The 25381-nt window shown below is 41.6% G+C and carries 27 protein-coding genes and 1 tRNA gene; 17 read left to right on the forward strand and 11 right to left on the reverse strand.

The genetic code is table 11. The features are described 5' to 3' along the window. Nucleotides 1–6: 6 nt before the first annotated feature. Complete coding sequence (locus tag OFN67_RS02160) at nucleotides 7–2142, reverse strand: TonB-dependent receptor domain-containing protein (protein ID WP_270868003.1); 2136 nt, start codon at nucleotides 2140–2142, stop codon at nucleotides 7–9. Between the two features lie 300 nt (nucleotides 2143–2442). Further along, complete coding sequence (locus OFN67_RS02165) at nucleotides 2443–3033, reverse strand: YqiA/YcfP family alpha/beta fold hydrolase (RefSeq protein WP_270868004.1); 591 nt, start codon at nucleotides 3031–3033, stop codon at nucleotides 2443–2445. A 131-nt stretch (nucleotides 3034–3164) separates the two neighbouring features. On the opposite strand from OFN67_RS02165, the gene OFN67_RS02170 reads away from it, so the two are divergent. The 3 genes from OFN67_RS02170 to lptB are packed head-to-tail and all read left to right on the forward strand — an operon-like array spanning nucleotide 3165 to nucleotide 4537. Then, on the forward strand, nucleotides 3165–3410 hold the full coding sequence (locus tag OFN67_RS02170; RefSeq protein WP_270862526.1) for an RNA-binding S4 domain-containing protein: 246 nt from the start codon (nucleotides 3165–3167) through the stop codon (nucleotides 3408–3410). Further along, on the forward strand, nucleotides 3394–3804 hold the full coding sequence (tsaE, locus tag OFN67_RS02175; RefSeq protein WP_270868005.1) for a tRNA (adenosine(37)-N6)-threonylcarbamoyltransferase complex ATPase subunit type 1 TsaE: 411 nt from the start codon (nucleotides 3394–3396) through the stop codon (nucleotides 3802–3804). Before OFN67_RS02170 ends, tsaE begins: the two co-directional genes overlap by 17 nt. After that, nucleotides 3797–4537, forward strand: a complete 741-nt coding sequence (gene lptB / locus OFN67_RS02180) for an LPS export ABC transporter ATP-binding protein (protein WP_270868006.1) — start codon at nucleotides 3797–3799, stop codon at nucleotides 4535–4537. The genes tsaE and lptB overlap by 8 nt, the downstream gene beginning before the upstream one ends. A gap of 169 nt (nucleotides 4538–4706) precedes the next feature. On the opposite strand, the gene OFN67_RS02185 is transcribed toward lptB, so the two are convergent. The 9 genes from OFN67_RS02185 to OFN67_RS02225 form a co-directional block, all read right to left on the reverse strand. Beyond that, nucleotides 4707–6776, reverse strand: coding sequence for a TonB-dependent siderophore receptor (locus OFN67_RS02185; RefSeq protein WP_270868007.1), 2070 nt, complete (start codon nucleotides 6774–6776; stop codon nucleotides 4707–4709). Between the two features lie 24 nt (nucleotides 6777–6800). Further along, nucleotides 6801–8666, reverse strand: a complete 1866-nt coding sequence (locus OFN67_RS02190; RefSeq protein ID WP_270868008.1) for an iron ABC transporter permease — start codon at nucleotides 8664–8666, stop codon at nucleotides 6801–6803. Then, on the reverse strand, nucleotides 8659–9579 hold the full coding sequence (locus OFN67_RS02195) for an ABC transporter substrate-binding protein (protein ID WP_270868178.1): 921 nt from the start codon (nucleotides 9577–9579) through the stop codon (nucleotides 8659–8661). The genes OFN67_RS02190 and OFN67_RS02195 overlap by 8 nt, the downstream gene beginning before the upstream one ends. Continuing rightward, on the reverse strand, nucleotides 9579–10343 hold the full coding sequence (locus OFN67_RS02200) for an ABC transporter ATP-binding protein (RefSeq protein WP_270859465.1): 765 nt from the start codon (nucleotides 10341–10343) through the stop codon (nucleotides 9579–9581). Before OFN67_RS02200 ends, OFN67_RS02195 begins: the two co-directional genes overlap by 1 nt. 143 nt (nucleotides 10344–10486) lie before the next feature. Beyond that, entirely contained in the window at nucleotides 10487–11203 is a 717-nt protein-coding gene (locus tag OFN67_RS02205) for an arginyltransferase (RefSeq protein WP_270868009.1), read from the reverse strand. Continuing rightward, nucleotides 11203–11427 carry a hypothetical protein gene (locus tag OFN67_RS02210; RefSeq protein ID WP_270859463.1) on the reverse strand — a complete coding sequence of 75 codons (225 nt, stop codon included), beginning with the start codon at nucleotides 11425–11427 and terminating at the stop codon, nucleotides 11203–11205. Before OFN67_RS02210 ends, OFN67_RS02205 begins: the two co-directional genes overlap by 1 nt. A 9-nt stretch (nucleotides 11428–11436) precedes the next feature. Beyond that, complete coding sequence (locus tag OFN67_RS02215) at nucleotides 11437–12867, reverse strand: acetyl-CoA carboxylase subunit A (RefSeq protein ID WP_270862426.1); 1431 nt, start codon at nucleotides 12865–12867, stop codon at nucleotides 11437–11439. Nucleotides 12868–12971: 104 nt separating this feature from the next. Beyond that, nucleotides 12972–13058, reverse strand: a tRNA-Leu gene (locus OFN67_RS02220). A gap of 85 nt (nucleotides 13059–13143) precedes the next feature. Then, nucleotides 13144–13440, reverse strand: coding sequence for an HU family DNA-binding protein (locus OFN67_RS02225; RefSeq protein ID WP_270859461.1), 297 nt, complete (start codon nucleotides 13438–13440; stop codon nucleotides 13144–13146). 254 nt (nucleotides 13441–13694) lie between these two features. Between OFN67_RS02225 and OFN67_RS02230 the strand changes: the two genes are divergently transcribed. The 14 genes from OFN67_RS02230 (at nucleotide 13695) to OFN67_RS02295 (ending at nucleotide 25352) form a co-directional block, all read left to right on the forward strand. After that, nucleotides 13695–14375, forward strand: a complete 681-nt coding sequence (locus tag OFN67_RS02230; protein WP_270862425.1) for a response regulator transcription factor — start codon at nucleotides 13695–13697, stop codon at nucleotides 14373–14375. A gap of 16 nt (nucleotides 14376–14391) precedes the next feature. Beyond that, nucleotides 14392–15627 (forward strand): ArsS family sensor histidine kinase, encoded by a 1236-nt coding sequence (locus tag OFN67_RS02235; protein ID WP_270868010.1) that lies wholly within the window; start codon nucleotides 14392–14394, stop codon nucleotides 15625–15627. 51 nt (nucleotides 15628–15678) lie between these two features. Further along, a complete protein-coding gene (locus OFN67_RS02240) occupies nucleotides 15679–16062 on the forward strand; it encodes a c-type cytochrome (protein ID WP_270864475.1) in 384 nt (127 codons plus the stop codon). Continuing rightward, nucleotides 16046–17317, forward strand: a complete 1272-nt coding sequence (gene hemL, locus OFN67_RS02245; RefSeq protein ID WP_270868011.1) for a glutamate-1-semialdehyde 2,1-aminomutase — start codon at nucleotides 16046–16048, stop codon at nucleotides 17315–17317. Before OFN67_RS02240 ends, hemL begins: the two co-directional genes overlap by 17 nt. 23 nt (nucleotides 17318–17340) lie before the next feature. After that, nucleotides 17341–17637: an AtpZ/AtpI family protein gene (locus OFN67_RS02250; RefSeq protein WP_270859456.1), complete on the forward strand. Its 297-nt coding sequence runs from the start codon at nucleotides 17341–17343 to the stop codon at nucleotides 17635–17637. Further along, the gene (locus OFN67_RS02255; RefSeq protein ID WP_270868012.1) at nucleotides 17634–18077 is read left to right on the forward strand and encodes a hypothetical protein; all 444 of its coding nucleotides are present in this window, start codon (nucleotides 17634–17636) and stop codon (nucleotides 18075–18077) included. Before OFN67_RS02250 ends, OFN67_RS02255 begins: the two co-directional genes overlap by 4 nt. 503 nt (nucleotides 18078–18580) lie before the next feature. Beyond that, complete coding sequence (locus tag OFN67_RS02260) at nucleotides 18581–19639, forward strand: quinone-dependent dihydroorotate dehydrogenase (protein ID WP_270868013.1); 1059 nt, start codon at nucleotides 18581–18583, stop codon at nucleotides 19637–19639. Between the two features lie 7 nt (nucleotides 19640–19646). Next, nucleotides 19647–20900 (forward strand): M16 family metallopeptidase, encoded by a 1254-nt coding sequence (locus OFN67_RS02265; protein WP_270868014.1) that lies wholly within the window; start codon nucleotides 19647–19649, stop codon nucleotides 20898–20900. Continuing rightward, complete coding sequence (dapA, locus tag OFN67_RS02270; protein ID WP_270859452.1) at nucleotides 20893–21789, forward strand: 4-hydroxy-tetrahydrodipicolinate synthase; 897 nt, start codon at nucleotides 20893–20895, stop codon at nucleotides 21787–21789. Before OFN67_RS02265 ends, dapA begins: the two co-directional genes overlap by 8 nt. Then, a complete protein-coding gene (locus OFN67_RS02275) occupies nucleotides 21789–22577 on the forward strand; it encodes an enoyl-ACP reductase (protein ID WP_270868015.1) in 789 nt (262 codons plus the stop codon). The genes dapA and OFN67_RS02275 overlap by 1 nt, the downstream gene beginning before the upstream one ends. 14 nt (nucleotides 22578–22591) lie before the next feature. Then, nucleotides 22592–23164 carry a CDP-diacylglycerol--glycerol-3-phosphate 3-phosphatidyltransferase gene (gene pgsA, locus OFN67_RS02280; RefSeq protein WP_270868016.1) on the forward strand — a complete coding sequence of 191 codons (573 nt, stop codon included), beginning with the start codon at nucleotides 22592–22594 and terminating at the stop codon, nucleotides 23162–23164. Nucleotides 23165–23167: 3 nt separating this feature from the next. Next, nucleotides 23168–24286 (forward strand): RIP metalloprotease RseP, encoded by a 1119-nt coding sequence (rseP, locus tag OFN67_RS02285; RefSeq protein ID WP_270868017.1) that lies wholly within the window; start codon nucleotides 23168–23170, stop codon nucleotides 24284–24286. Next, nucleotides 24283–24927, forward strand: coding sequence for a YggS family pyridoxal phosphate-dependent enzyme (locus OFN67_RS02290; RefSeq protein ID WP_270868018.1), 645 nt, complete (start codon nucleotides 24283–24285; stop codon nucleotides 24925–24927). The genes rseP and OFN67_RS02290 overlap by 4 nt, the downstream gene beginning before the upstream one ends. Continuing rightward, nucleotides 24924–25352 (forward strand): hypothetical protein, encoded by a 429-nt coding sequence (locus tag OFN67_RS02295; RefSeq protein WP_270862413.1) that lies wholly within the window; start codon nucleotides 24924–24926, stop codon nucleotides 25350–25352. The genes OFN67_RS02290 and OFN67_RS02295 overlap by 4 nt, the downstream gene beginning before the upstream one ends. Nucleotides 25353–25381 lie beyond the last annotated feature (29 nt).

Genomic DNA, 25381 nt, shown 5'->3' on the forward strand with positions numbered 1-25381 from the left:
AAAATTTTAAAATTTAACTTCTAAATCTACCCAGAAATTTCTACCTTTTCCCACTAAATAGCTATCTCTATTCACAGCAGCGTTCATATAAGGTTTATCAAAAAGATTATTCACGCCAAAGCCAACTTTCGCCCCGTCAAGCAGATCTACAACGCCATTTTTTATCTCATAACTTCCACTAAAATCAACGATAGTGAAAGGTTTATCTACATAAAAATACTCCGTCCTACCAGAAATAAAGCTAGATGGATTTGATTTTGGATCAAAATAGTGGCTAACTTTGAGTTTCAAATCCAAATCAGTAATAGGCGAATACCCAATAGAGCCGGTAAGCTTGCTAGCTAATTGCTTTAAATCTTCTCTTGTTTGCGTGTCGTAAATTTTGCTGTTTTCGTAGCTTGCGCCAAATTTGAAATCCCCGATTGCGTAATTTGCGCTAATCTCCACACCATATCTTTTGGCTTTATCGACATTTTGGTATTGAGCGTATTGTTGAAAATCACTAGCGCCCCAATCGTTTAGACGATTTGGTGGCGGAGTGCCTAAATCTGGGCGAGCTTTAAGTGCAATCATATTATCAATTTTTCCGTCAAAATAGATAGCCTTGAAATTCAAATAATCATTGCCGATAATTTCGCTTTTTTCATAGCTAAATCCTACTTCCCACTCTTTGGCTGTTTCTGGTTCGAGGTTGAAATTCGGCACATAATAATACATTCTATTCATTGCACCCATTTGAGAAGCTTCATTTGGCGTAGGAGCCCTGAAAGCCTCAGCATATCCAGCGAGCAAATTAAACCCTTCAAAAAGCTCAACCCCAAGCGCAACCCTCGGCGAAAATCTGCTATCGTCAGTGTCTGCGTATGGAGCGTGGGATTTAAATTTATCATATCTTCCGCCAAGCGTTAATTCGAAATTTCCCATTTTCATGATGTCTTGCAAAAACGCAGCATAAGTCTTTTGGGTATTTGGCATACCGCCAAATTCGCTTTTTACGCCATCATAGATATAAATCGCATTTTCTTTTCTGTGTTGATACTCTGCGCCCACTACCAAATCATGATCGATAAACCCAGTTTTGAAAAATGCCTCGTTTTTCAAAGAAAATCCGTATCTATCATCTTCGTTTTTATAGCTTAAATCCTGCCCAGCACCCTCTAAATAATACCTATCATAGTGACTTTTCGAATCATAAGCTTTAAATGCTAAATTTACATAATCCAAATGCGCTGGATTATATGTGTAATCAAAAATAAAATCTCTTTGGAGAATTTCGCCTGTGACGGGATTTACAATACCATTTAAATTTTGATAAACATTTGATCTAGCCTGCCACGGGATTCTCGTATCTTCTTTGTAATCATAAGCACTAAATTGCACCCTGTGGCTGTCGCCAAAATCAGAGCCGATTTTTGCAAAAAGCGTTGTGATATCCTCGTCGTTTTTATCTTTTTTTACGACTTCTTTGTAACTATCGCTCCAACGACCGCCATCGGCAAATTTATTGTCGCCAAAAGTTTCAAATTTACCATAAAGCAAAATATCAATCGGAATATCAGTAGGATTGGCATAAACAGCGCCTCTTGCGCCTTTCATATTATTGCTTTCAATCCTGCCGCCTATCATAGCGCCGATTTCTTTACCTTCACGCAAAAAATCTTTCGCGCTTTTTGTCTCCATGCTAATAACGCCGCCAATCGCGCCAGAACCATGCAAAATCGAACTAGCCCCCTTTACAACCTCTGCTTTTTTAAGCAAATCGGTATCTGTGCGAAGTGTAGAAATCATACCGCTAAAAAGCCCTTTTGAGCGAGACACACCATCTTGTTTGATGATAATTCTCTCATCATCGCTAAAACCGCGGATATAAATGGTTTTCGCTGCCTGTCTGCCCGTATCCAATCCGCCGTCGACACCCGGAATTTCGCGCAAAGCATCAACAATATTTGGTTTGGATTTAAAATCATTTGGTGTCAAAACACCGACAGAACCAGGATATTTTAAATTTTCGACCTCCGTCAAGGTCGCACTAACGATAATCTCGTCGAATTCAACCGCATTATGTTTGGGAGTTGTTGCGTTGTTTTCGACACCAAAAAGCACACCAGCCACAACGATAGAAAGATAAAAGCTCTTTTTCATATGGAATTTCCTTTCGTTAAATTTGCATTTAAAAATCGTGGCAAAATTATATTCATTATCAACTTAAAATATATTGAAAATTTTTATCAATAAAATGTAATAACGATTATACTTCGTTTTTATCGAAGTTTTTATAAAATTTTAAGGAAAATTTATTAAAAAATTTTGCGAGAATTTATTGTTTTATTTTCGTTTAAAATTTTAAAATTTATGAATTTTATGCTTTATAACAAAATTGATAAAACAAATTTATAGTAGTAAATTTTTGATTACATTGCGCCCGCAAGCTTTTTAAATTTTTCAATCATCTTCCACATGCCCTATTCCAGTGATTTCGCAAATTGTATCTTTGTATTTCGAAAAATCTGTTATTCGATGGCGTTCGTTCGTTACTTCGATATAACAACGACCGCCGAATAATTCTTTAACTTTTTCTACATTATTTACCAAAACTTCGTCGCTTTGGGATACAAAAATACTCATTGCAATCGTAATTGACGGGTTAAATTTATAATTGTAAGTCGCTCGTTCTGCGATGAAATCGTAGTTTTGCGGGTCAAAACACGGGTTAAAAAGGACCAATTCGCAACAATTTTGCTCAGCAATCGCTCTGGCATAATAGCAGCCAAGCGATGAAGCGATTATTTTATACTCGTCTTTTTCTGGTAGTTGCGCTAATAAATTTTGAAAATTTATTTCGAAATCCGCCATGCTATCCCAATCTAGAACTTCAACTTTAATCCCTAGTTTTTCGATATTTTGCGCGGTTTGTGCGCCTGTCGAATTATATCCGTGAATGTAAAAATATTTTGTGGTATCGTTTTCTGGCGCACATGCTATGCCTAATTTAATTTTTCGTTTTGCTTTTAGTTTTTTAATATTTTTTATCATTTTTGCTCCTTATTTTCATTATAATATCTCCGCCTTAGATTTTCTTTAATCTAGCTTAAACAAAAATTTTAAAAATTTTAAATTCGCCTAAATTTCCAAATTTTAAGGCGAATTTGGCTACAATCCCGCCCATGAGAGTCGATAAATTTTTAAATTCAGTAAATATCACAAAAAGGCGCGCTATAAGCGAGGATATGTGCAAAAGTGGCGTAGTCTATATCAACGGCGCAGTGGCAAAAGCTAGCAAAATCCTAAAAATCGGCGATATAATCACCATAAAATTTTTAGAAAAAGATAAAAGCTATCAAGTTCTGGGCTTTCCCGCCACCAAAAACACGCCAAAAAGTGAGCAAGAAAAATATGTCAAAGAGCTTTAAACTCACGCTAAAAGAGAGTGAAATTTCACAAATCGCTGAAATTTTGCCACGCAGTGGAGTGATTTTGCTAAATGGCACACTAGCAAGTGGCAAAACCACGCTAACGAAGGCTATCGCGCTATCACACGGCATAGATCCAGCCGCTGTGAGTTCGCCGACATTTTCACTCATGCAAAATTACGGGCAAATTTACCACTACGACCTGTATAATGGCGGTAGCGAGGCGATGATGAACAATGGCTTAATTGAAAATTTATTCGAAGACGGGCTTCATATCATCGAGTGGGCGGACGAGAATTTGATAAAATTTATTGAAAAATATGAGCTGGATTGTTGCGCGGTAAATATCAAGGTCATGGGCGACAAACGCGAATACGAGGTAGTTTATGCATAGATTAGAAGTAAAAGATTTGAAAAAGACTATCAAAGGCACCCCGATAATCAAGGGCGTTTCATTAGAGGTCGAAAACGGCGAAGTCGTGGGCTTGCTAGGTCCAAATGGCGCAGGCAAAACCACGACATTTTATATGATTTGCGGGCTGATTTCTAGCACGAGTGGCGAGATTTTGCTCGATTTTAAGGACATTAGCAATGTCCCGCTTCACAAACGCGCCAAGCTTGGCATCGGATACCTGCCCCAAGAAAGTAGCGTTTTTAAGGATTTAAGCGTGGAAGAAAATTTAATGCTTGCCGCTGAAATCACCTACAAAGATAAAAAAACAGCTGCTGAAAAAGTCGATGAAATGCTAAATCTGCTAAATATCGAGCCGATAAGGGAGCGAAAAGGCGTGAGCCTAAGCGGTGGAGAACGAAGGCGTTGCGAAATCGCACGAAGTCTAATGATAACGCCAAAATTTCTCTTGCTTGATGAGCCGTTTGCAGGTGTCGATCCTATCGCTGTTAGCGACATACAAAACATCGTGCGAAGCCTAAAAGAGCTTGACATTGGCATTCTCATAACCGATCACAATGTCCGTGAGACTTTGGCGATTTGCGATAGAGCCTATGTCATAAAAGACGGCGAGTTGCTCACTAGCGGCACAGCAAAACAGGTCGCAAACGACGAAAATGTGCGAAAATACTATCTAGGCGATAATTTTAAATTTGATAGCGAAATCGTAGAGTAAATCGAATAAACTTTAACAAATTTTGGACAAATTTCACCAAATTTAAACCCCAAAATTTTAATAAAATTTGCCAAATTTCAACCTAACGAAATTTGGCAAAAATTCAAAATTTCGCAAAATTATACTTAAAATTTTACGAAATTTTATGCGTTAAAATCCCTGTAAAATTTTACCAACTATACTTTGCGGTTAGTGTTACCTTCGCACCCTCTCCGTAATAGCACCAGTAGTTGCACCCTGCGACATACTCCTTATCAGCGATATTTGTCGCATTTAGACGAAGCGAAAAGTCCTTATACGAATACTCCGCCATAGCGTCAATTAGCGTGTGTGATGGCACACTCACAGCGTCGTGGCGAGGCGATGTCCATGCGCTGCTCTCGCTCTTGCTTTTGCCCACATAGCGCACGCCAGCGCCCATTTTGAGGCCATGTCCGCCACCCAAATCCATAGAATAAACCAAAAAGCCAGAAAGCATATCTTTCGGAATTAGTGGCGTTGGCGTCATGTAGTCAAAGCCATCGACATTGATTTTAGCTTCGTTGTAATGCGTGTAAGCGGCGATTAGGTTTAAATTTTCGCTTAAATTCACATTTGCGCCAAGCTCCACGCCTTTGGCTACCTGCTTTCCAGCCTGACTTGAAAAGCTCGAACCATCGGTGTATGGGACATTTCTCTGCTCTATGTCAAAATACGCTAGGCTAAATTCGCCGTCTATGAAGCTTGGCAGATATTTCACACCCGCTTCGTATTGTCTAGCCGTGGTTGGCTTGTAAAACTCGCCCGAACTCGTGCGGCCGGATTGTGGCATAAAAGACTCGGAGTAGTTGAAATACGGCATAAATCCGCTATCAAACGCGTATAAAATCCCAGCCTGATAGGTCGTTTCGTCCGTGTCGTAGCTTTTATCACCATTTAGCGTGGCCTTAGCCTTGTCGTGGCGAATTCCAAGCGTTAAATTTAGCTTTTCAAACAGCTCAATTTTATCGTTTAAATAAAACCCAAGCTGACTTTGATCTAAATCATAATTTGGGTTTGAAAACGACAGCGCGGGATTTGCCGTTAGGCGGGTGCGCACGGGATTATAGACATTTATAGTGCCTACGAAGTAGTTGTAAAAATACTGCCCCCTAGCGCGGATATCTCTGTAATCCACGCCCAAAGTTAGGCGGTTTTTCACACTACCCCACTCGTCTTCGTAGCTTATACGGTTATCGAATATATGCGAATTCACACTCGCATCGACGAATAATAAATCCTGCGCGATATCGGTATCGTTTATCATATTATACTCGACACTTGCGCCGATTTGGTCTTTGTTTTCGCGGTTAAATTTATAGCTTGATTCGAATTTTAGCTTGTCGTTAAAGCTATGCGCTAACTCATATCCAACCGAAATTTGATCGCGCGATAGACTATCATTTAATGCGCCCAAATTCGCACTTGGCGAAATTTTACCCTGCGCGCCAGGGATCATAGTGCCAACATAAGGGAAAAACCCATTGCTTCCAGTGCCAACATCGTGCGTATAACTCGAAAGTAGCGTTAAACTCGTATCATCGCCTAGCAAAAACAAAATCGATGGCGCGATGAAAAAATGCTCGTTCCATGTGTAATTTATGTCGCCACGCTTTTTCTCATAATCGCTTACAATGCGAAATTTCACATTTTCGCTAAATTCGTCGCTGACATCGAAAAACACCCCGCGCAGGTGATTTGAGCCAAATTTCGCGCCGATTTCGCCTTGTGGGGTGAGAGTTGGGCGCTTAGAGATGAGATTTATCACGCCACCAGCGTATGATGAGCCATAAAGTAGCGAGTTTGCGCCCTTTACCACCTCGATACTCTCATATCCGTATAAATCAGGGCTGATGCCAAAATATCCGCCCTTATACGCACTCGCGCCGTCCAAGCTCACACTCGCTTCAAACCCACGAAGTCTAAGCCAGTCGCTAGTGTCCAAATCCGCGCCATAAGGCTGTCCAATGAAACCAGCTTCGTATTTTACGGCCTCGTCTAGCTGTGTCGCTCCACGCTCTTCGATTGCTTTTTTGCTCTCGATTACAGATGAGCTTCCAGCACTCATGAAATCGACCTTGCCACTACCCTTGCCTACCGAGCCTACCACGGCGATTTCGTCTAAAACCTGCGCCTCGTTTGCCCTCTCAGAGACTTCCTGCGCCAAAACAGCCGCCGCACACAAACTAAGCGCAAACGCGCTACCAAAAATTTTTCGCATAAATGCTCCTTTGATTAAAATTTATTAAATTTTTCTTGCAATCCATAGAAAATAAAGGCTTCCGATTATCGTAGCGACCACGCCACAAGGTATTTCGTAAGGAAAAATCAAATTCCTACCCAAAAAATCCGCCACGCTCATTATCAAAGCCCCGATTAGCGCACTTGCCATGAGCCCAGCGCCCGTTTTGCGAAAGCCCAAAAATTTCGCCAAATGTGGCGCGATAAGCCCCACAAAGCTCACTGGCCCCACGCAAAGTGCGCTAAAAGCCGACAATACGGCGCAAAATACAAATAAAATTGTTTTAAATTTGAAAATATCCACGCCCACGCTACTAGCGCACACATCGCCTAGGCTTAAAATCGTAATTTCTCTTTGAAATCTCATCACCACGCCAAAGCTAATCACGCAAAGCATCGCCAAAAGCAAAACTTGCGAAAAACTCGCACCGTAGGTGCTTCCAGCGCTGTATGAGATAAAATCATAAATCCTGCTATCCCCGCTAAAAAGCAAAATTTTCTCCACTGCGCTCACAAAGGCACTCACCGCAATCGCGCTTAAAATCACGCGCATTGGACTCATGCCACTTCTCGCATTTATCGCCAAAATAAAGCCCAAAACCACCAACGCCCCAAATACACCAAAAACAAAGCCAAGCGCAGGTGCGAAAAACATCGAAGCAAGCACGCCAAGGCTAACGCCAGAACTAATGCCAAGAAGCTCGGGCGAAGCCATGTCGTTGCGGGTTAGGCTCTGTAAAATATAGCCACAAACAGCCAAAATTCCGCCACAAAGCAAGGCTGTGAAAACGCGGTTTATGCGCAGAGCGAAAATTTCGCGCGAGAATTCGCCATAAAATAGACAAAACACCACAAAAACAGCCAAAATTCCGCCAAGAAATGGCAAATTTAAATATTTCGCTCTTTCGTGAATTTCGTTTTTGGCGCCGTTTCCTGCGTTTGCGTCCTTTGTGGCGCAGTGTATGAGCCACAAAAACATCGGCGCACCCAAAAATGCGCAGATTGCACCCGCAGGAAGCGAAATTTGGGTTAAATTTTGTAGTATTATGAGCCCTGCGTCGCAAATTCCAAGTATCAAAGCCCCCAAAATGGCGCAAAAAATCGCTTTTTTGACAAACGAGCTAAATTTTAGCTGATTTGTGAGATAACTCGCCCCAAGCCCCACAAATGCGATAATCCCGCAATGCGCCACCGCCACAGCGGTAAAATACGCACCCAGCACAAAGCCTATAATTCGCACCAAAACGACATTTAGCCCAAGCGATTTTGCCGTGCTATCGCCAAGCCCAAAGAGCCAAAACGAACGCGCAAAAGCAAGAGTTACAAGCAGTGCTGGAAGCGATAAAATCGCCATTGTGCGCAGGTTTGCGTAGCCGTTTTGGGCCAAATCGCCACTTAGCCAAACCGTGATAAAATAACTTTCATCTTTGAAAAATATCAAAAGTAGCGCGCTTAGTGCGCCAAAGACTAGCCCTATGATTAGACCGCACAGCGTCGCGCTAAATGCGCTAAACTCGCGTGTATTTGTGAGCACAAACAAAAGCCCAAGTCCGATGAGCGCGCCCACAAACGCACTTAGCGTGGTGCCAAGCGCGGGCGCGAACAGCCCCAAAAACAGCACCCCAAAGGCGCTTGACGCGCTTACGCCACTGGTGCTATCACTCGCTAATGGATTGTGCGTAATAGCGCAGAGCAAAAGCGATGAAAGCGAAAGAAGCGCACCGCAAAGAAGAGCCGTCAAAATGCGCGGCAGGGTGGAATTTAGCACCACAAGTGTGCGAATTTCGCCCAAATTCGCGTGTGCGCCAGCAAGAGAAATGGCGCAGAGTATCGCAAAAATGAGCGTTAAAATTGGCAGAATTTTATTCATTTGCGCCCTTTTGCGAAATTTTAGAATTTGCTAAATTTGCTAAATTTGGTGAAATTTTGAAATTCGCTAAATTTGCCTCATTTTTCAAAATTTCACTCAGCAAATTTGCAAATTTTTGCATACTTAGCCACGCACCAGCACTCCACACAGCCTCTATTTGCGCGCGGTTTTGCAAAATTTGCAAATTTTTATAAATCCCATTTGAGGCGATTTGCGAGTTTATATCAACCCTATTTGGCTCGATTATGACGAGCTTTGCGCCCTGCTCCACCTCATAAAGCGCGCTTACATGGGCACTCGCGATACCCCAGAGATTATATGATAAATTACTTGGAGCCAAATTTGTAATCCCAAGTTTAGCCAAAACCACGCCATATAGGCTATTTGCGCCATAAATCCTAATGTGAGCCGCGTCGATAAACTGCACGACTAAAACTGGCGTGGCGAAATTTTCTAGCTCTTTTTTCTTTTTTTCGAAAAATTCGTTGTTTTTGGCAAGTAAAATTTTCGCTCTCTCTTCGCAATCCAAAATTTTCGCCACTTCCAAAACAGCCAAATTTAGGTTGTCTTCCAAATTTCCGTCTTTATAAACATCGATAACACGGGTTTTGGCGTATTTTGAAATGGTTTTTTCGTGCCCCGCAAAAAACGATGGCAAAAGCACAAAATCAGGCTTCAAAGCTATTATCATCTCCAAACTCGGCTGGTTTCTAAGCCCCAAATCTAGGGTATTTGCGCCACTACCTAGCCTACCACCCCAGAGCATGAAACTCTGCTTTTCAGCCATTGCAATCGGCCGAACTTCTAAAAACTCCAAAATCTCCGCCACACCCCAATCTAGCGTGATTATACGCGGTTTTTCGCCCCCAAATACTGCGCCGAAAATTAAAAATAAAAAAATAACCACTCTCATCAAAACATCGCCGTTAATAAATTTGTCTTTGGGTGCGCGATTATATGGGCATTTACGCCGTAAATTTCTTTGATTTTTTCTGCGCTCATAGCCTCGCTAGATGGGCAGTTTAGTATCAGCTCGCCGCCTTTTAACGCGATGATTTTATCGCAATGCGAACAGGCTAAATTTATGTCGTGAATCACGATGATGACGCATTTGCCAAGCTCTTTTGCCATTTTTTGAACTAACGCCATGACGCTTAGCTGGTGCGCAATATCTAGGGGCGCTAATGGCTCGTCAAGTAGCAAAAAATCGCTTTCTTGCGCGAGTAACATCGCTAGGAAAATGCGCGATTTCTCGCCACCACTTAGCGTGGAGACGATCTGGTCTTTGAATTTGAGCGTATCTGTGATTTGTAGGCACTCGGTAGCGATTTTGGTGTCGTTTTCTTTGTCCGTAAAATACCTGCCCCCGTGCGCATATCTGCCCGCCATAACTAGCTCCAAGCCCGTCAAATGAGAAGCGTCTGGTAAAATTTGGGGCAAATAAGCAACACTTTTGGCAAATTCTTTTTTTGCGTAATCTTCGATTTTTTTGCCATTTAGCGAAATTTCGCCACTTTGATTTTTGATTTGTGCGGCTAAAAGCTTGATAAGCGTGGATTTGCCGGAGCCATTGTGCCCCACGAGAGCGTAAAATTCGCCCTTTGCAAACTCTAAATTTATGTTATTTAAAATTTTTTTATTTTGTATTTGGTAATTTAGATTACTAGTTTTTAACACGATGATAATATCCATTATTAAAATAAAAGATAGATATTATCAAAAATTTAATAAATTTAAACTAAATATTTAACAATTATTATCAAAAGCCATATCAATTTAAAATTTCAAAAATGATAAAGTATAGCAAAACCTGCCCTGCTCTACTCCCATAAACTTGGCTCATGCGGGTCTGTATAGCTGGATAAAATTTGATATGGCTGGTAGTCGAATTTGTATTTTAGGCTCGCACACTCACGCACTGCATAACCCAAATATATCCAGCGAAGATTAAATTTTTTCGCGATTTCAATCTGCTTTAAAAGCGAAAATTTCCCAAGGCTAAGATCGCTTCTGTATGGGTCGTAATAGCAATAAATCGAGCTTATCCCGTCTTCGACAATGTCGATCAAATCGACGCAAATCAGCCTGTCAAACTCATCGTAATACGAAATTTCCTTGCCGAAATTTCCATATCCCTCCACATAAATTTCATAGTATTTCTCAGGCGTGATATTTTGGCGCGGCCAACCCTTTTTTTCGCTCATATAGTTGTGATAAATTTCGAAAAGCTCCAAATGCTCGCCGTCTAAAATCGGTGCTGAAAAGCCAAGCGTGGTTTTTTCGTTTTTTTTATAAACTCTGCGGTGCGATTTGGAAAATTTGAAATTTCTCGCATCTACTCTCAGGCTTTTACACTCATCGCAACCCGCACAAATGGGCTTTTGGAAGTAATTCCCAAAGCGTCTGTATCCGTGAGTAACTAAATTTGAATTATAAGAATACGAGGCGTTTTTGACAAAAATGTATTCATTTCTAGCTGATTTTCCCTGCAAATACGGGCAGGGAAAATCGAGCGTGCAAAATGGAATTTCAAGCATTAAATTTTTCTAATATTTGCGTTTTCGATATATTTCAAAAACTCGTCTTTTAGCCGATTTTCGCGCGCACTCACACTCTCATCGCCTAAATCCTCATCTTTGAAAATATCTTTAAATTCATCGCGATTTGGGTTTGGTTTTGGCTTAGGTTTGGGTGGATTTTTCGCCTTTTCCTCTTTAATCATATCTTTTTTTATGCTATTTAGCGATTCTAAAAAATCCATTTGCGCTCCCTAAATTTCGGCTTCTCGCATAGCAGAAGCGATTGCGGCGACGACTTCGGTTTTTTTCGTATCGAAATCGTCCTTGGTGTTTGCCAAAATTTTGTCCAAATTTTTCTCGACATAGCTCGTATCGAAAAATCCCAGTCTAAACTCACGCGATTTGCTAATCGAGAGCAAAAATGGGATTATCGTGCGCACACCCTCTATGCGGAACTCCTTCAATGCCCTTTCTAGCTTATTTACCGCCAAGTCATAATCTGTCGTTTTGATAATGAGTTTAGCTAAAAGCGAGTCGTAAAATGGCGGAATTTTATAGCCTTTGTAAATATGGCTATCCACGCGCACGCTAGGTCCTAAAGCTGGGTAATAATCCTCGACCTTACCAGGTGCTGGGGTGAAATTTTTCCATACATTTTCGGCTGTAATTCTCGCCTCAATCGCGTAACCGCGCGGTTTGATATCGCTTTGTTCGAGCTCTAAAATTTCGCCGTTTGCGATACGGATCTGGCGCACGACGATATCCACACCGGTGATTTCCTCGGTGATTCCGTGCTCGACTTGGATTCTGGTATTCATCTCCATAAAATAAAAGTTGTTGTAATCATCGAGCAAAAACTCCACAGTGCCGACATTTGAATAATTCACAGCCTTAGCCGCGGCTACTGCGGTGATACCCATGGTTTTGCGCAAATGCTCGCTAATCGACGGGCACGGGGCAATTTCGATGATTTTTTGGTGACGGCGTTGGATTGAGCAATCGCGCTCGCAAAGGTGGATAATGTTGCCGTAATTATCGCCGATGATTTGAAACTCGATATGGCGCGGATTGACGACGAGTTTTTCCATAAAAACTTCATCGTTGTTAAAATACGCCTTCGCCTCTCTGGTGCAGGATTCAAACGCCGCTTCCATATCCTCTTCGCTCCAAACTTCGCGGATTCCACGCCCTCCGCCACCGCCACTTGATTTCAAAATCACCGGATAGCCGATTTTGCGGGCGTATTCTTTGATAGTCTCCATTGATTCGTTGTTTAATTTTTCGGTGCCCGGCACGATAGGAATACCATTTTTGCGCATTAAATAGCGAGCGATGTTTTTATTACCCATTTTACGAATAACTTCTGGTTTTGGACCGATAAAGATAATCCCAGCGTCCTCGACCTCTTTTGCGAAATCATAATTCTCACTCAAAAATCCATATCCAGGGTGGATAGCGTCCGCACCGCTTGCTTTGGCTATTTCTACGATTTTTTTAGCGTCTAAATACCCAGTAAGTGGCTCTGTGCCGACTTCATAAGCCTCATCAGCAATTTTAACATGCAAGCAGTCTTTGTCGGGCTCGGTGTAAATCGCTATACTTTTTATATGCAAATCTCTACATGCTCTAATAACCCTAACCGCGATTTCACCGCGATTTGCTATGAGAATTTTGTGTATCATACTAAAACACCTTTTTGTAAAAATAATATTGCGTATGATAGTATAAAAAATGTTATATCAAGTTGAAATTTAGGGGAAAAAGTCAAAATTTTAAAGGATTTTAGTGGTGCCCAGAGCCGGAATCGAACCGGCACGGAGTTGCCTCCGCCAGATTTTGAGTCTGGTGCGTCTACCAATTTCACCACCTGGGCTTGAATTAAAAATCGAGATTATACAAAAATTTGATTAAAATAAAATTAAGCCCCAAAATTTTGGGGCTTAAAAGAGTAAGAAAAATTATTTTTTCTTTTTAGCTTTTGAAGCAGCAACAGCCTCTTTAAGTTGTTTGCCAACTTTAAATTTAACTACTTTTGTAGCAGGTGATTTGTAAGTTTTATTTGTGCCAGGAACTTTACCTTCACGAGCAGCACGCTCAGCAATGCTAAAAGAACCAAAGCCAATGAAACTAATCTCATCGCCTTTAACTAATAGCTCTTTAATTGTTTCAAGAGCTTTATCTACTACTGCTGTAGTATCTTTTTTGCTTTGTCCTGCTTTTTCAGCAACAATACTGATAAAATCAGCTTTTTTCATAGAGTATCCTTTGTGATAAAGTGTAACGGCGTCCATTTTACAATACTTTGATAAAAATTTCAATAGAATTTTGCGAATTTTTCGCCAAATTTGGCAAAATTTCACGAAATTTGGCAAAATTTTGCCTATTTTTACACTATTTGAAAAATAAATTTTTCATTTTTTCCCAAATTTACACAAATTTAGGCGCTAAAATTTTTTATAATCTTAAATTTGATATAATGCGCCCAAAATTTTAAATTTAAGGTAAAAATATGACAAAAATTTTGATGATAGAAGATGATTTGGAGCTGGCTGAAATTTTAAGCGAATACTTAGAACAATACGAAATCGACATTACCGTAGCAGATGACCCATTTATCGGACTTTCAAAGCTTAAATTAGAAAATTTCAACCTCGTGATTTTAGACCTAACGCTTCCTGGTATGGACGGGCTTGAAGTCTGCAAAGAAATCCGCAAAACCTCGAATTTACCGATTATCATTTCTAGTGCGCGCCACGATTTGACCGATAAAATCAATGCCTTTGATTTCGGCGCAGATGATTATCTACCAAAACCATACAACCCCCAAGAGCTTCTAGCCCGCATTAAACGCCATGTCGAGCGCTACAACACAGGCTCGATCAAACAAGCCGGTGAAAAAACCAACAAAGACATCGTGGTAGATGATTTTTCACACATTATCACCTTTAAAGGTCAGCCTCTATCGCTGACAGTCGCTGAATACGATGTCCTCTCATATCTAGTCAAAAAAGAAGGCGGAGCAATCACGCGCGAAGAGCTCATTTACAACAGCTCCTCAATCAGCGAAGAATCCTCGCCAAAAAGCATAGATGTCATCGTCGGTCGTATCAGGGTCAAGCTTGGCGAAACCTCCAAGACACCGCAATATATCCACGCAATCAGGGGCGTGGGATACAAGCTCGTGCAATAAATTTTGAAATTTAAATATGAGATTTAGATCTTCGATTTTTTATACCATTACATTTATTTTCGCGCTTGCGACGATTGGCGTATCGCTCGCACTCATTTGGCTTATCGGATATGATAAACAAAACTACACCAGAGAGCTAAACACAAAATACTCCATAGTCGCGCGCTCGCACCTATACCAGATGAGTAGGCTCATCTCGCAAAACGAATTCCAAAGACAAATCGCAAATTTCGAATTTGCTAGCATTAACGACGAAAATTTTATAAAGCAATTAACCGAAAATGGCGAAATTTTAGATAGTATTTCGGCTGACATCGGCTCGGCTGATATTATAATGTATAACCGCAAGCACTACCTCAAAATCACCCACGCCAACGAGGTTAGAATTTTAAACGACAAAGAATACCAACCATATCGCTACGATATTTTCAGGGCGATTTATGGCGGAATTTTGGCGATTATTTTGCTCGCATACATTTTTATTATACGCAAAATCAAACCACTTCGCAAGCTAAAACGCCAAATCGATAAATTTGCCACAGGCGATCTAAATATCGCAAATGTCGCCACAGGCACGGACGAAATCTCCGAGGTTTCGCGCGCGTTTTACGGCGCAGTTACGCAGATCAACAAACTAAACGAATCGCGCCACCTATTTTTGCGAAACATCATGCATGAGCTAAAAACGCCCATTACCAAAGGCCGCATAACCGTCGAAATGATCGAAAAAAACAAATACCAAGAGCGCTTGTTATCGGTGTTTGAAAGGCTAGAAGATTTGATTAACGAATTTGCCGCAGTCGAGAGGGCGACTTCTGGGATTCCGCTTGGAGAGCGTGGAATTTACTCAGCCAAAGAAATCATAAACGAAGCCCTAAAAATCGCAATGATAGGCGAAAATTTAGTAACCATAAATGCGCCAGAGGATTTGAAATTTAATGTAGATTTGAAGCTGTTTTCAATCGCTGTGAAAAATCTAATCGACAACGCAATCAAATACTCCACCGACCGCCATGTCATCATAAATGTCGGAGAAACCTTCGATTTCATCAGCAATTCGCCCGAATTAGAGCAGGATTTCGAGCATTACAAAGAGGCATTTTCCAAGGGCTCAAACGCCAAACAAAGCTTCGGTCTTGGGCTATATATCGTCGATAATATCGCCAAATCACATGGTTTAGTCTTTAAATACCGCAGAGAAAATGAGACAAATATCTTTTATTTTGATAATATGAGTGAAATTTTACTCTAAATTTTAAGGCGATTTGATATATGATTGCAAAATTTTTTAAAAAGTGAGTTTATGCGAAATTTAATATTTTTACTAGCATTTTTCGGTGTTTGTTTGTGTGCAGAGAGCTTCATCACAGATGAAGAATACGGAGCCATGCTCTATCAAAACCCCCGTGGAATCGGTTGCGATAAGTGCCACGGCGAGCGTGGCGAGGGACAGCTCATCGCAAAATATGAGGAATTTAACCGCTCAAACGAAACTTACTACGAAAAATCCCTTTTCGCGCCCAAAATCAACACCCTTTCACTGCAAGAATTAGCCGACGGAATCGGCGCTAGCAAGGACATTATGCCAAGCTATTTTCTTACAAAAGACGAAATTATCATTATTTATAAATATTTAAAAGCCAAAAATCAAACCCAAAAAAAGGACGAAAATGACAAACAAAACTGAATTTGCAAAGGCTACGAAATTTATCCCAGGTGGCGTTGATTCGCCTGTTCGCGCATTTGGAAGCGTAGGTGGTGAGCCATTTATGGTAAAAAAGGGCAAAGGCGCGTATATCTACGATGTCGAGGGCAGAAAATACCTTGATTTCGTGCAAAGCTGGGGTCCGCTGATTTTCGGACACGCTGATAAAGATATCCAAAAAGCGGTTTGCGATGCAGCGAAATTTGGACTAAGTTTTGGCGCACCAAGCCCGCTAGAAACGAAACTTGCTAAGCTTGTTTTAGATAAATTTCCATTTTTAGATAAAATTCGCTTCACTAGCAGTGGCACAGAGGCCACAATGAGCGCAATCCGCCTAGCGCGCGCTTACAGCGGAAAAGACGGCATAATAAAATTCGCCGGTTGCTACCACGGACACAGCGACTCGCTTTTGGTCAAGGCAGGTTCAGGGGCTACTACATTTGGATATTCAAGCAGTGCTGGCGTGCCAGAAGATATCGCCAAAAACACATTTGTCGCTGTTTATAACGATATCCAAAGCGTCAAAGCGATTGTCAAAGCCAATGATATCGGCACCATAATCATCGAACCAATCGCTGGAAATATGGGCTTAGTGCCTGCAAAAGCCGAATTTTTAAGCGAACTTCGCAAAATTTGCGACGAGAAAAAAATCGTGCTAATCATGGACGAGGTAATGAGCGGATTTCGCGCTAGTGCGCGCGGAAGCTACGATGTGTATGGCATAGAGGGCGATATCGTAACCTTTGGCAAGGTAATCGGTGGCGGTATGAGCGTGGCAGCCTTTGCAGGAAAATCTGAAATCATGGATCTAATCAGCCCTCTTGGCGGTGTTTATCAAGCAGGCACGCTAAGCGGAAACCCAGTGGCGATGGCGGCTGGAATTGCGAGTTTGAGTAAAATTTATGCTAAGAAAAATTTATACAAAGATTTAAATTCACTCGCCAAACGCTTCATAAACGGCCTTAGCAAAGCTGCCAAAAAGCACGGTATCGCGCTTCAAACAGCCTGCGTGGGAAGTATGTTTGGGTATTTTTTCAACGAAAATGAGGTGAATAACTACGATGACGCGCTCAAATCCGACACTAAGCGTTTTGCGAAATTTCACCGCGAAATGATAAAACGGGGCGTATTTTTGGCGCCAAGTCAGTTCGAAACTGGCTTTATTTGCGAGGCAATGAGCAAAAAAGATATAGATTTTGCCATAAAAATGGCAGATGAAGCAATGGCAAATTTGTAAATTTTGAAATTTAAGGCGAGGTTATGAAATACACAAAAAACCTGCACAAGGTCGTCCCGGTCGCATACGATGTGAGCCTTGGGATTTCGATAGTCGTCGCAATCGCCATTGGCGTGGGGCTTGGGCTGTGGCTCAAATCCCTAACCGGCTCATTAATCGTTTTTTGGGTTTGCGTGTGCTTTGGTATAGCTGCGGCGTTTTTAAATGTCTATAAGGCGTTTAAGGGGCTAAACGAAAGCCTCAAAGAGCTAGAAGACGATCCCAAATACAAGGCTGCAAAAGAGAATTTCGACGATGATGATTGGGACGAAAAAGAGTGAAAAAAGAAATTTTAAAAATCTACTTGATTTTTGATTTTCTAGTCCTTGCGCTTGGGGGTTTGCTTTGCGTTTTTGGGGCGAAATTTGCCCCATTTTTCGCTAGTTCGCAACTCGGATTTTTCTGCTCGCTTGCGGTTGTGTTTTTTTCGCACAGAGCCTACGCACTGCGCCTCGAAGATGAAATTCGCTCTGGCAAATACGACAAAATCGCTAATGATGAATTTGATGATGAAAATTTAGCCGAGCCCAAAAAAAGCGCGGTCAAATCAAATTTTGCCACCGCGTTTTTTTCGCCATTTAAAATTTTATCCTATCTCGCGCTAATTTTTGGAATTTGGCTTTTGGCTAAATTTAATCTTTTAAACCCGCTTGCACTAATGCTTGGCGTAAGCGTAATCCCGCTAGGCACGCTCGTTTTTGCATTTTCTAATAAAAACTAAAATTTTACTCTACAATTGCAAAGAAATGCGAAGCATTTCAGTTAAATAAATCAGCTAAATTTAGAAAAACGAAGTTTTTCTAAATTTAGCCACCTTGTAAAGCGTCGTCGGGGGTTAGGGGATTGTAAGGGGGAAGGGGCGCGACCTCGCAATTCAAGCCCCCTTCCCCCTTACAGAGAATTTCACGGCGCAGGTTAAATTCAAAAAATCGTTCAATGCTAAATTTGGATTGAATTTTGAATTTAAATTTTACTAGATTGCTTCGTCGCTGTCGCTCCTCGCAATGACAAATTGTGCGCAAAATTTGCTAATCTGTCATTGCGAGATTTACGAAGTAAATCGAAGCAATCTACGGATTTAAAATTCCCACCGCTAAATTTGCAAAATTACTGACCCGAAATTTTAAAAAACAAAAACAATCAAAACTACACAAATTTGGCTAAAAATATAAAGAATTATTAATTCAAATTTCGCTAAAATGATGAGTTTTGAAAAGGAATTTTATGGATTACAACACGCTAAAAAAAATATTTTTTAAATTTCAGCCAGAAACTGCACACCATATCGCAGAATTGGGGCTTCGCACACTAAGCGCAGTTCCGTTTGGACTGGAAATTTTAGCCAAAAATACAACCTTTAAAGATGAAATTCTAAATCAAAAAATCTGGGGGTTAAATTTCGAAAATCCGCTTGGAATCGCCGGCGGATTTGACAAAAACGCAACCATGCTAGCCACACTTTACGCCCTTGGATTCGGGCATGCTGAGTTTGGGACATTTACACCAAAACCCCAACCCGGCAACGCCAAACCGCGCCTTTTTCGCCTAGTCGAAGAAGAAAGTATCCAAAACGCAATGGGCTTTAACAACGAGGGCGCCAAGGCTATCGCAGAGCGCGTGCGCAAAATTTACCCAGCCAAATTTCCGCTTGTCGCAAACATTGGCAAAAACAAAATCACGCCAAACGAAAATGCTCTAAGCGATTATGAAATTTTAACTCGCAAGTTTGACAGCCTTTGCGATATTTTTGAAATCAACATTAGCTCGCCAAATACGCCAAATTTGCGCGCTTTGCAAGATGAGAGTTTCATAAAAGAAATTTTATCTATGATGAGAGGCATTACCAAAAAACCAATAATTTTAAAAATCGCCCCCGATATGAGCGCGCAAAAGGCCGTGTCGCTATGCTCGTGCGCCGTGGAGGCTGGGGCAGATGCCTTGCTAGTAAATAACACTAGCATTGATTACTCGCTAACGCCCAAAGCAAGGGATTTTGGCGGAATTAGCGGCAAGTTAATTACGCAAAAATCACGCGAACTTTTCCGCGCTGTCGCAAAAGAGCTATTTGGAAAAACAGTGCTTATTAGCTGTGGTGGTATCAGCGACGGCAAAGAGGCCTACACCCGCATAAAAGACGGCGCAAGCCTAGTGCAAATTTTCACAAGTTTTATTTTCAAAGGCCCTAAAATAGCCTATAATATCAACTCCGAGTTGGCTTCACTCTTGCGCCAAGACGGCCTTTCAAATATCACAGAAGCAATCGGTTTAAATTTAAAAAAATGAGGTTTTTATGTTTGCAAAATTCAATAAAATCACGCTAGAAAACGGCTTAGCCGTCTATCACATACCGGTAAATTTAGGTAGCGATGTCATCAGCGTCGATCTATTTTACGATGTGGGCTCAAAGGACGAAGTCATGGGCAAAAGTGGCATAGCCCACATGCTCGAACACCTAAATTTCAAATCCACAAAAAACCGCAAAGCTGGCGAATTTGACGCCATTGTAAAAGGTTTTGGTGGCGTGAATAACGCAAGCACAGGCTTTGATTTCACGCACTATTTCATCAAATGCGAGCGCTCGAATCTAGCCACCTGCCTCGATTTATACGCAGATATCATGGAAAATTTAAAGCTCGAAGAGAGCGAGTTTTTGCCAGAGCGAAATGTGGTTTTAGAAGAGAGGCTTTGGCGCACGGATAACGATCCATTTGGGTATCTGTTTTTTAGGCTGTATAACAGCGCCTTTATTTATCACCCATATCACTGGACACCGATTGGATTTAGAAGCGATATAGAGGGCTGGAAAATCGAGGATATCAGGGAATTTCACGCTAAATTTTATAATCCAAACAACGCAGCACTTCTAATCAGTGGCGATATCGATGAAAATAGCGCGTTTGAACTAGCCAAAAAGAGCTTTTCGCATATCAAAAATCGTTGCGAAAAATCGCATGTTTGCGCGCCAGAACCAGAGCAAGACGGAGCTAGATTTAATCTCATACACAAAGACTCTCATGTCCAAATCGTGGCAACCGCCTTTAAAATCCCGCCATTTAACCACGCTGACGCGGCCAGCATAAACGCTCTTTGCGACTATCTTGGCGGTATGAAAAGTTCGCTTTTGCAACGAATTTTAGTCGATGAGAAAAAACTAGCCAATCAAATCGATGTCTATAATCTAGCCAGCAAATATGAAAATTTAATGATAATTTTCGGCGTCTGCAACGCTGGGGTCAGTGGCGAGAGGCTAAGAGATGAAATTTTTGCTATCCTAGAAAATGCCAAAAATTCTCAAATCAGCGATGATGAAATCACAAAACTCAAAAATTCAGCCAAATCAAGCCTAATTTACTCCATGGATAGCGCTAGCAAGGTGGCTAGCATTTATGGCTCATATATCATCAGAGGCGATTTGGACGCGCTGTTTAGACTCCAAAACGATATCGAAAACATCTCAGCGCAAAATTTAAACGAAACTATGAAAAAATATCTCAAATTTAAAAATTCAACCACATTGATTTTACGAAAGGAAAACGATGAATAAAAATGTAATTATCGGTTCAATGACCGCATTAATCACGCCGTTTAAAGATGGCAAACTTGACGAGCAAACCTACGCCAAACTCATAAAACGCCAAATCGATAACGGCATAAATGTCCTAGTCCCTGTCGGCACCACAGGCGAGAGCGCCACATTGACCCACGATGAGCACAAAGTCTGCATAGAAATCGCAGTCGATACCTGCAAAAACACAGGCGTCAAAGTCCTAGCGGGTGCCGGCTCAAACGCTACGCACGAGGCTGTGGATTTAGCTAAATTTGCGCAAGCGCATGGAGCTGATGGAATACTCTCTGTCGCGCCATACTACAACAAACCGACCCAAAAAGGCTTGTATCTGCACTACAAAGAGATTGCAAACTCTATCGAAATTCCAGTGCTTTTATACAATGTCCCAGGCAGAACAGGGTGTAATATCGACACAGAAACCATAATCAAGCTTTTTAACGATTGCGACAACATTTACGGCGTAAAAGAGGCAAGTGGCAGTATCGATAAATGCGTGGATTTGCTAGCGCACGAGCCGAAACTAAGCGTGATTAGTGGCGAGGACGCGATAAACTACCCTATCCTATCAAACGGCGGAAAGGGCGTCATCTCAGTAACTGCAAATTTATTGCCTGATTATATTTCAAAGCTCGTAAATTTCGGACTAAATAGCGATTATATCAAGGCAAAAGAGATCAATGATGATTTGTATGCTATAAATAAAATTCTCTTTTGCGAAAGCAACCCAATCCCGATAAAAGCGGCAATGTATATCGCTGGGCTAATGCCAGCTTTGGAGTATCGCTTGCCACTTTGCGAGCCTAGCAAGGAAAATTTAGCTAAAATTGAAGCTGTTATGAAACAATACAATATCAAAGGATTTTAATGATAGAAACTATCAACGAATTTAAAGGAAAAACCCTAGTAATCAGCGGTGGAACGCGCGGAATCGGTCGCGCGATTGTTTTAGAATTCGCCAAAGTTGGCGCAAATGTCGCCTTTACCTACAACTCAAACGAAGAGTTAGCCAAAACCCAAGCAGCGGAGTTAGAGAAGGAATTTGGCATAAAAGCAAGGGCGTACGGCTTAAATATCTTAGAGCCAGAAACCTACAAAGAGCTATTTGAAAAGATCGATGCGGATTTTGATAGAGTGGATTTTTTCATCTCAAATGCCATTATTTCGGGTCGCGCGGTGGCTGGCGGATACACTAAATTTATGAAGCTAAAACCACGCGGGATTAACAATATCTTTACCGCGACCGTAAATGCCTTTGTCGTGGGCTCACAAGAAGCAGCCAAACGCATGGAAAAGGTAGGCGGCGGCAGTATAATCAGCCTAAGTTCGACTGGAAATTTAGTCTATATCGAGCATTACTCAGGACACGGCACTGCAAAAGCGGCAGTTGAGGCTATGGCAAGATACGCCGCAACCGAGCTTGGCGAGAAAAATATCCGCGTAAATGTCGTAAGTGGCGGACCAATCGAAACAGACGCGCTAAGAGCTTTTACGAATTATGAAGAAGTGCGCGACAAAACAGCCGAACTAAGCCCGCTTAATCGCATGGGACAGCCGACAGATTTAGCAGGTGCGTGCCTGTTTTTGTGTTCGAGCAAGGCTAGTTGGGTTACAGGTCATACATTTATCGTCGATGGCGGAACGACATTTAAATAAAATTTGGAAAAAATATGTGGAATTTACCAAATATATTAGCAATTTTTAGGGTTTTACTAGCGCCTTTGTTTTTTTATCTCATTTTGCTTGCTGGCAATGCCGATAGTAGCGGTATGGTTGGCGCGGTGCATGTCAGCTGGATAAACTACTTCGCCGCCCTAACCTTCGTAATCGCCTCCGTGACGGACTTTTTCGACGGATTTATCGCTAGAAGCTGGAATCAAATCACCAAATTTGGCGGTATCATCGATCCTCTGGCTGATAAAATGCTAACCTTGGCTGGATTTTTAGGGCTTATGTATATTGATAGAGCGAGCCCATGGGCCGTGTATCTAATCCTAATCCGCGAGTTTTTTATCACAGGTTTTCGCACGGTTATGGTGAGCGAAAATATCAGCGTCTCAGCCTCAATGGCGGGCAAGGTAAAAACGGTGTCGCAAATGTTTGCCATAGGATTTTTGACCATGGGGTGGAGTGGCGGAAATTTCTTGCTATGGGTCGCAGTAGCACTCACGCTGTATTCGGGACTAGAATACATTTTAGCTTATGCTAAAAATCACAAAAAAAATGCAAAAGCAACGGAGTGATGTTTGAAAAGCATACTTTTAACCATAGGAATTTTGCTTTGTGGATTGTATTTTTACGGGTTACATTTTTTTGTAACGATTTTAGCCATTAGCTTTTTGATATTTTTCCACGAACTTGGCCATTTTAGCGTTGCACGCCTGCTTGGCGTGGGCGTAAATGTATTTAGCGTGGGCTTTGGCGAGAAAATTTACACCAAACAAATCGGCGCGACACAGTATTGCATAAGCGCAATCCCGCTTGGCGGATATGTCAGCCTAAAAGGTCAAGAGGATTTAGATCCAAGTGCGAAAAATTTCGACCCCGACAGCTACAACACCAAAGGCCCGCTAGCGCGCATTGCCATACTTGTGGCTGGGCCTGCGTTTAATATAATTTTAGCGTTTTTAATCTACATTAGCCTAGGCTATATCGGCGTAGAGCGTATCGCGCCAATCGTAGGCGCAGTGAGCGAAAACTCAGCCGCACAAAGTGCTGGAATCATGGTCGGCGATGAAATTTTATCAATAAATGGCGCGCAAATCAGGGAGTGGGACGATATCTCCAAAAATGTCGTGGCGGGGGATTTAAACCTGCAAATCAAGCGCGCAGGTGAAATCAAAAACCTAAATTTAACCCCAAAAATGGGCGAGAAACTAAACATTTGGCGAGAGCGTATCCAAACCCCGCTAATAGGAATTTCTCCTGGAAAAGAGCCCAAATATATCACGCTCTATCACACGGGCGCTAGCTCGCTTGGCTTCGCGCTAGATGAGACAATCCAATCGAGCAAAATCATCTTGGTGGGGCTTGAAAAACTAGTCTCAGGCGTCGTTTCTCCCAAAGAAATGGGCGGAATCGTCGCTATCACCGATATCACAACCAAGGCCGTAAGCTACGGAGCTTCGGTAGTTTTGCTCCTTGTCGCGCTGATTTCTGTGAATTTGGGCATAATAAATCTATTCCCAATCCCTGCTCTTGATGGCGGACATATTTTGTTTAACCTAATCGAGCTTGTGTTTCGCCGCCCAGTGCCAGAGAAGGTTTTCATCGGCGCTAGCTACGCTGGAATTGCGATTTTGGCAATGCTGATGATTTTTACGATAGTAAATGACTTCGCGCGCATGCTAGGATTTTATCAATGAATTTAGCGCAAATTTTAGAGCGCATAGACAGCGCAAAAATTTCATCTGGCGTGCAGAGCGTGCGTCTAATAGCTGTGAGCAAAAATGTTGATACTGATGCAGTGGAAAATCTCTACTCGCAAGGGCAAATCGAATTTGGCGAAAACCGCGTCCAAGAGATGAAGCGAAAATGCGAAATTTTAAGCAACCTGCCCCTAAAATGGCATTTCATCGGCTCACTGCAAAGCAATAAAATAAATCATTTGCTCTCCTTACGCCCGTGCTTGTGGCAAAGCTGCAACTCTTTTGAGCTTGCGTGCGCCGTGAATAAACGGCTAAATTTCACGCTAGATACGCTTTTGGAGATAAACTCAGCTAACGAAAGTAGCAAAAGCGGGCTTGAAATTTCGCGCGCAATTGATGAGTTTTTGCAGATAAAAGAGAGTTGCAAAAATCTAAATTTATGCGGTGTGATGAGTATCGGCGCACACTCGGACGACTTGGGCGAAATACAAAAAAGCTTTGAAATTACCTATAAAATTTTTGAAAGTCTACGACCGCACGGCGCAAAAATCTGCTCAATGGGCATGAGCGATGACTTCGAACTAGCCATAAAATGCGGGTCAAATATGGTGCGTTTAGGGCGAATTTTGTATCGATGAAAAACGATATCGTAATATTTTTGCTAGGCATTTGCTGTATAGCGTTTCCAGCCCATGATAATTTGTTCATCTGCTTTGAAATTTTGCTTTTTAATATTCTAGCTTGCGCCCTATTTATAGCGATTGCGTATAAATTTCAAATCTTGCAAAAACGCTACTTCGCGTTATTTTTTTTGATTTTGGCAAATCTTGCAACATTGGCGAATATCTGGGGGATGCCGTGGCCTTCTAACGGATACGAAGGCACTATCGTCCGAATCGAGATTTTCAAGGCAATTTCGGTTTTTAACTTTTGGCTAGTTTATGCTGGATTTTGGCTCTTAGCGGTGCCGATTGTCATCTATATATTCTTTTTGGATCTGCTTGGCAGAATTAGCCTAAAAATACTTTCTAGCAAAAAATCTATCCAAAATTCGAATATTTAAAACAAAATTCTGCAAATTTCGCTATCGCA

Source organism: Campylobacter sp. JMF_11 EL3 (assembly GCF_027736965.1).
GTDB lineage: Bacteria > Campylobacterota > Campylobacteria > Campylobacterales > Campylobacteraceae > Campylobacter_B.

Bases quoted from the DNA above. Each gene is read 5' to 3' on its own strand.
- OFN67_RS02250 (WP_270859456.1), top strand. From the start codon at position 17,341: ATGAAATACACAAAAAACCTGCACAAGGTCGTCCCGGTCGCATACGAT.
- OFN67_RS02290 (WP_270868018.1), top strand. From the start codon at position 24,283: ATGAATTTAGCGCAAATTTTAGAGCGCATAGACAGCGCAAAAATTTCA.
- dapA (WP_270859452.1), top strand. From the start codon at position 20,893: ATGAATAAAAATGTAATTATCGGTTCAATGACCGCATTAATCACGCCG.
- OFN67_RS02235 (WP_270868010.1), top strand. From the start codon at position 14,392: ATGAGATTTAGATCTTCGATTTTTTATACCATTACATTTATTTTCGCG.
- OFN67_RS02215 (WP_270862426.1), bottom strand. From the start codon at position 12,867: ATGATACACAAAATTCTCATAGCAAATCGCGGTGAAATCGCGGTTAGG.
- OFN67_RS02260 (WP_270868013.1), top strand. From the start codon at position 18,581: ATGGATTACAACACGCTAAAAAAAATATTTTTTAAATTTCAGCCAGAA.
- OFN67_RS02225 (WP_270859461.1), bottom strand. From the start codon at position 13,440: ATGAAAAAAGCTGATTTTATCAGTATTGTTGCTGAAAAAGCAGGACAA.
- OFN67_RS02165 (WP_270868004.1), bottom strand. From the start codon at position 3,033: ATGATAAAAAATATTAAAAAACTAAAAGCAAAACGAAAAATTAAATTA.
- OFN67_RS02195 (WP_270868178.1), bottom strand. From the start codon at position 9,579: ATGAGAGTGGTTATTTTTTTATTTTTAATTTTCGGCGCAGTATTTGGG.
- OFN67_RS02295 (WP_270862413.1), top strand. From the start codon at position 24,924: ATGAAAAACGATATCGTAATATTTTTGCTAGGCATTTGCTGTATAGCG.
- OFN67_RS02185 (WP_270868007.1), bottom strand. From the start codon at position 6,776: ATGCGAAAAATTTTTGGTAGCGCGTTTGCGCTTAGTTTGTGTGCGGCG.
- tsaE (WP_270868005.1), top strand. From the start codon at position 3,394: ATGTCAAAGAGCTTTAAACTCACGCTAAAAGAGAGTGAAATTTCACAA.
- OFN67_RS02205 (WP_270868009.1), bottom strand. From the start codon at position 11,203: ATGCTTGAAATTCCATTTTGCACGCTCGATTTTCCCTGCCCGTATTTG.
- OFN67_RS02160 (WP_270868003.1), bottom strand. From the start codon at position 2,142: ATGAAAAAGAGCTTTTATCTTTCTATCGTTGTGGCTGGTGTGCTTTTT.
- lptB (WP_270868006.1), top strand. From the start codon at position 3,797: ATGCATAGATTAGAAGTAAAAGATTTGAAAAAGACTATCAAAGGCACC.
- OFN67_RS02170 (WP_270862526.1), top strand. From the start codon at position 3,165: ATGAGAGTCGATAAATTTTTAAATTCAGTAAATATCACAAAAAGGCGC.
- OFN67_RS02190 (WP_270868008.1), bottom strand. From the start codon at position 8,666: ATGAATAAAATTCTGCCAATTTTAACGCTCATTTTTGCGATACTCTGC.
- OFN67_RS02265 (WP_270868014.1), top strand. From the start codon at position 19,647: ATGTTTGCAAAATTCAATAAAATCACGCTAGAAAACGGCTTAGCCGTC.
- hemL (WP_270868011.1), top strand. From the start codon at position 16,046: ATGACAAACAAAACTGAATTTGCAAAGGCTACGAAATTTATCCCAGGT.
- OFN67_RS02230 (WP_270862425.1), top strand. From the start codon at position 13,695: ATGACAAAAATTTTGATGATAGAAGATGATTTGGAGCTGGCTGAAATT.
- OFN67_RS02240 (WP_270864475.1), top strand. From the start codon at position 15,679: ATGCGAAATTTAATATTTTTACTAGCATTTTTCGGTGTTTGTTTGTGT.
- OFN67_RS02275 (WP_270868015.1), top strand. From the start codon at position 21,789: ATGATAGAAACTATCAACGAATTTAAAGGAAAAACCCTAGTAATCAGC.
- OFN67_RS02210 (WP_270859463.1), bottom strand. From the start codon at position 11,427: ATGGATTTTTTAGAATCGCTAAATAGCATAAAAAAAGATATGATTAAA.
- pgsA (WP_270868016.1), top strand. From the start codon at position 22,592: ATGTGGAATTTACCAAATATATTAGCAATTTTTAGGGTTTTACTAGCG.